A 4,942-nucleotide genomic window follows, 5' to 3' on the forward strand; every position below is an offset into this window, starting at 1 on the left:
GCCCAGGTTCTCGCTCATGTCAGGTGCCTCTCTGCGGAGTTCTGTGGATGTGGTGGATCGAGCCGGCGGGGCCGGCTCGGTCAGGTGAGGCTCCAGGCGACGGAGACGATCGAGATGCCGACGCTGACACCGGCGCTGGTGGCCCAGCCCGGGGCCTCCAGGGTCTCCAGCTCCTGCATCTCCAGCTCGGTGCCGAGCTCCTGCAGCTCCTGCTCGACCGAGTTGTTGTGCGCCATGGGGTTCTCCTCTGTGTTGTCGGTTCGGTGGTGCGGATTCGTGCCGTGGTGCGGTGGTGCCCGCCGTCACGGCGGTGGTGCGGGTGGTGCTTGGTGCTCCTCCCGGTCAGGCGCTCAGGCCGCCGGGAGGGGTTCGGGGGAGCCGGCCGCGGACGCGGCGGGTCGGCTCGGTGGCCTCGGCGAGGAGCGCGACGATGTCGTCGGCGCTCAACCCGGCGAGGGTGGGAAGTCCCGCGCCCCAGGCGCGCACGCTGCGCAGGGCGATGGGGTGGCGCAGGTGCGGGGCGAGGCGCACGGTGCGGTCGATCCGCCAGCGCAGCATCAGCTGTTCGAGACCGTCGTCGGGCCGGGGCGCGAGCCAGGGGGCCCGCTGCCTCAGGCGTTCCCACAGCCTGTGGACGCGGTCGGCGCTGCCGAAGCGGGTGTCTCCCCGCAGGGCCTGCCGCCATACGACCGGCCACAGTGCGGACACCGCGCGCATCTTGGCGAGGCCCAGCGTGGTGGAGAGCTCGTTGGCGAGGGCCCAGCACTTCACCGCGTACGGGTTGCGGCCGACGTTGATGGCTCCGAGCTGGCTCTCGGCGCTGAGCCGGGCCGCCCGCAGCCGCCCGGACGCGGGGGCCGGCAGGCCGGCGGCGACGCACCGGGCGAGTTCGTCTCCGACCGTGAGCAGCCGGCCCGCCAAGTCCTCTACCGCGGCGTCCTGTTCGGGAAGGTCGAGGGTGTCGCTGCTGTACGGGATGACGGTCCGGAAGACCGCTTCGAGTACGCCGTCCATGACGAGGTGCCCCGGGAGGGTCTCGGTGGCCTCGGGCACCCGGAGGGCGGCGCGGGGGCGCAGGCACTCCCCCATGGCGATGCGCTTGCCGTCCTGGTGCGGGAAGCAGGCCACGGGTCCCGCCTCGCTACCGGTGCCCAGGGTGGTGGGGACCGCGAGGACCTCGGCGTGTTCCCCCCACGGCAGCGGGAGCGCCACCAGTCCGCTGCGCTGCCCGGAGGTCAGATAGCGCAGGAGTTCGGGGCGGCGTCCGACGGCGGCGGTGAGTTTCGCGAAGTCGAGGGTGCTGCCCCCGCCGACACCGACGACCAGCTCACCGGGAGAGAGCCGGGAGGCGGCGGCCTCGACGGCCGGCATTCCCGCGTCCGCCGGGGTGACCGCACGGGTGGGCGTGAACCCGGCGCGGACGGTCTCGGCGAGGATCCTCCGGGTGACGGCGTGGTCGGCCACGGCCGGGTCGGCCAGGACGGTCACGCCGGTGGGGCGCAGTTCCCGCAGCAGTACGGGAATCCGGTCGTAGGTGTCGAGGGAGACGGGCACGGTGTCAGCTCCTCGCGGCCAGGGAGGTCGCCGGCAGCAGGCTGTCGAGGCCCGTCTCGACGCAGGTCATGAGCTCGGCGACCTCGGCGCGGCTGTAGGTCAGGGAGGGCACGAGCTGGATGCCGGAGGGTCCGGGGTGGACGATGGCGCCCGCGTGCCGGATGCGGGTGACGAGGCCGGCGACGTCCGTGCCGGCCAGGGGGCGGCCGTCGGGGTGGGTCAGGTGCAGGGTGCGGAAGCAGCCGATGCCGGTGAGGTGCGTGGCGAGGGGGTGCCGCTCGACCAGTTCCGCGAGCCCCTGCTGGAGCCAGGCGGCGACATCGCGGCCCGCCGCGACCGCGTCGAGGCGCTCCATCTCGGCGATCGTGGCGCTGATGGCGGCGCAGGCGAGGGCGGTCGCGCCCTGGGTCTCGGCGTGGGCGAACATCGTGTCGTGCTCGACCAGGGCCCGGGTCACCCGGCGGGACATCACCAGGGCGGCGGCCGGGCAGGCCCCGTTGGTCAGGCCCTTGGAGGTGACGAGTACGTCGGGCAGGCCCGGCCAGCTCTCGGAGGCGAACCAGCTGCCGGTGCGGCCGAAGCCGGTGGCGACCTCGTCGGCGACCAGGAGGAAGCCGTACTCGTCGCGCAGTCGGCCCAGTTCGGCCACGAACGAGGCGTCGAGCGGGAGGGTGCCGGTGCCGACGACGGGCTCCACGACGACCGCGGCGACCTGATGGCCTAGGGCGGCCATCAGCCGGCCGAGTTCGGCGGTGTCGTTCGGGGTGACGTGGCGGATCAGCCGCTGGTCCACTCCGTAGACCCGCTGGCCCAGGTCCTCCCCGGTCAGGGCGAACCCGCCGAAGGTCAGTCCGTGGAAGCTGCCCCGCAGGGCGACCACCAGGTTCCGGCCGGACCGCCCCTGTACGGCGTGGTGGATCCGGGCCAGTTTCATGACCGCGTCGTTGGCGACTCCGCCGCCGGTGGAGAACAGCACCCGGTCGTAGTGGCCGGGCCCGCAGACCCGCAGCAGGTCCTCGGCGGCGCGGCGGGCGTAGCTGTTCTCGAAGCGGAAGGCCCCGAGGTAGGAGGCGTCCCGGGCGACTTCGGCGATGGCCTCGGCGATGTGCTCGTTGCCGTAGCCGAGGTTGACGTTCCACAGCCCGCTGTCGGCGTCGAGTGCGGTGCTGCCGTCCGCGAAGGTGACGCGGTGTCCGGCGGCGCCGACGGCGCAGAGGCTGTCGTCGCCGTGGCTGGAGGGCGGTATGAGGTAGGGCCAGAGCGCGGTCATCCGGAGGCTTCCGTGGTCAGGAGTGTCACGCGGTGACGCTCGCCGGGCGGGGAGAGGAGCTGGCGGGAGGTGATGGTCAGGCCGGACGCGGTGAGTTCTGCCTCCAGGCGCGGCAGGTCGAGGACGGCCACGCGGTCCGTGCAGACCATGACGGGGCTGTCGCCCGGCGGCGGGTCGGCGGGGAGCAGGGTGACCGTGCGGCTGCCGGCGCCGGCCGGCCAGTACTCGTACAGCTCGTAGACGGTGCCGCCGGCTCCGGTGACCCGTACGGCCGTCTCGTCGGGGCCGTCGCCGTCGCCCCGCTCCAGGACGGTCAGCAGGAACCGGCCGCCTTCGGCCAGGTGTGCGAGGACACCGCGGTACAGGCCCGCACGGCCGTCCTCGTCCAGGAGCGAGAGCGAGGTGGTGCCGAGCAGGATGTGCGGGAACCGCGCTCCGAGATCGAAGCGGGACATGTCGCCCCGCACCACGGTGCAGCGCTCTCGCATCGACGCCGGGGCCCGGTCCAGCGCGGTCTTCAGCAGCGCCAGCATGTCGTCGGACAGGTCGAGGGCGGTGACCTGCCGGCCGATGGCGAGCAGCGGCAGCGTGAACCGTCCCGACCCGGCCGCGAGATCGAGCACGGCACCGGGCGCCGCCCGCACCGCGGTCAGCAGGGCCCGGGTCTCCGGGTCGTCGTACGTGGCGAGGTCGTGGTACATCGGGGCGCCGAGGGCGTCGTACAGGCCGCAGACCCGGGCCCTGTCGCCGAGCTCGGCGATCCGGCGGGCGGCGAGGGTGGGTGCGTGGGCCGTCGCGGCCTCGTGGACGGTCAGGGGCATGACCGGGGCGCTCATCGCGCGGCCACCGGGACGCGCACCGGGCCGGGCAGCGGCAGGTCGTGCCGGGAGAGCAGGTCGGCCAGCTGGTCCAGCTCGGCGGCGGGGACGAGGTCGCCCGGCTCTCCGGCGGTAGCGAGGAGGCACTCCAGGGCCTGGGCGGCCCGGCGGTCGACGGCGAACAGGCGGCTGCCGGCCACGATGTACGCCTCCCCCTCGCCGCCCGGGTCCGCGTCCGTGTACAGCACGATCGGCAGGGTCGGGTCCGCCAGGTCGGCGTCGGCGCCGGACTCGGCGAGGCCGGGCGTCAGCCGGGAGCCGAACCCGGAGACGCGCAGGCCGGTGGCTCCGCGTGCCATGAGGCTGCGCAGCGCGCCGACGGCTTCGAGGTAGCGGGCCAGGAAGGGGCGTGCGCGCAGGGCCTCGGCCCGGGTCCCGGCCGGCAGGGCCGCGTCCAGTGCGGCGGCGCCGGATCCGGTCCGGGCGAAGCGTTCGGTGAGGATGTCGAGGCCGTCCTCGACGGTGCCGAGCACCGCTCCCGTGGGGCTGGTGGACAGCTGCCCGTTCCGGTCGGCGTAGAGGCGCAGGGCCGGTCCGTCCGCGGGGTCGGGAGCACCGCTCAGGGCGGCCGGGTCGGCCAGCAGCACCGAGGAGGTGATGAGGAACTCGGGGAAGACGCCCTCGGCGAGCGCCCGGTCGGCGTCGGCGAGGAAGGCCTCGAAGTCGTGCCGGTCGAAGACCCGTACGACGGTCGGGCCGAAGACGGTCATGAAGGGGCTGGCGGCGTAGGCGTGGGTCTGCAGGAAGAAGTCCTGGCCGTTGGAGAACTCGTCGCCGGGCTCCGTGAGGCTGCCCTGGTAGCCGACGGCGGGGGCGAGGTCGCCGGTGCCGTCGTCGGGCGCCAGCAGCAGGGTGCGGGGGCCGACGAGCCCGGCGGCCGTGACGGCGGGGATGTGCGCCGCGTCGGCCAGGACGAGCGTGCCGACGCCGGCGCCGGCGCCCGCGGGCCCGGAGAGCGGGGCGGCGGTGGCCCAGGAGATGAGGTGCTGCTTCAGACGTGCACGAGCTGTCGTGTCCATGCCAGATAGGTCCTTTACTGGTCTGCTTCCCCCTCCGCGTCCGGGCAGCGGGGAATCAAGTGCGAGCGGTCAGCCACGGGAAGTCCGAGCGGCCAGCCACGAGCGGGCGCCGGGCGATCGGTCAGCCACGAGCGGGCGCCGGGCGATCGGTCAGCCACGAGCGGGCGCCGGGCGATCGGTCAGCCACGAGCGGGCGCCGGGCGATCGGTCAGCCACGAACG

At 74.3% G+C, this 4,942-nt stretch carries 5 protein-coding genes; all 5 read right to left on the reverse strand.

Features of this window, described 5'->3' with window-relative positions; all coding sequences use genetic code 11:
- Positions 1–80 precede the first annotated feature (80 nt).
- Entirely contained in the window at positions 81–236 is a 156-nt protein-coding gene (locus ACFZBT_RS12605; RefSeq protein WP_215120020.1) for a daptide-type RiPP, read from the reverse strand.
- A 106-nt stretch (positions 237–342) separates the two neighbouring features.
- On the reverse strand, positions 343–1,554 hold the full coding sequence (mpaC, locus tag ACFZBT_RS12610; protein WP_391101912.1) for a daptide-type RiPP biosynthesis dehydogenase: 1,212 nt from the start codon (positions 1,552–1,554) through the stop codon (positions 343–345).
- 4 nt (positions 1,555–1,558) lie between these two features.
- Positions 1,559–2,824, reverse strand: a complete 1,266-nt coding sequence (mpaD, locus tag ACFZBT_RS12615; protein ID WP_391101915.1) for a daptide-type RiPP biosynthesis aminotransferase — start codon at positions 2,822–2,824, stop codon at positions 1,559–1,561.
- The gene (mpaM, locus tag ACFZBT_RS12620) at positions 2,821–3,645 is read right to left on the reverse strand and encodes a daptide-type RiPP biosynthesis methyltransferase (RefSeq protein WP_391101917.1); all 825 of its coding nucleotides are present in this window, start codon (positions 3,643–3,645) and stop codon (positions 2,821–2,823) included. Before mpaM ends, mpaD begins: the two co-directional genes overlap by 4 nt.
- Before the next feature lie 11 nt (positions 3,646–3,656).
- Positions 3,657–4,721: a daptide biosynthesis RiPP recognition protein gene (gene mpaB, locus ACFZBT_RS12625; RefSeq protein ID WP_391101920.1), complete on the reverse strand. Its 1,065-nt coding sequence runs from the start codon at positions 4,719–4,721 to the stop codon at positions 3,657–3,659.
- Positions 4,722–4,942 lie beyond the last annotated feature (221 nt).

The organism is Streptomyces sp. NPDC008137 (genome assembly GCF_042957035.1).
Taxonomy (GTDB): Bacteria; Actinomycetota; Actinomycetes; order Streptomycetales; family Streptomycetaceae; genus Streptomyces.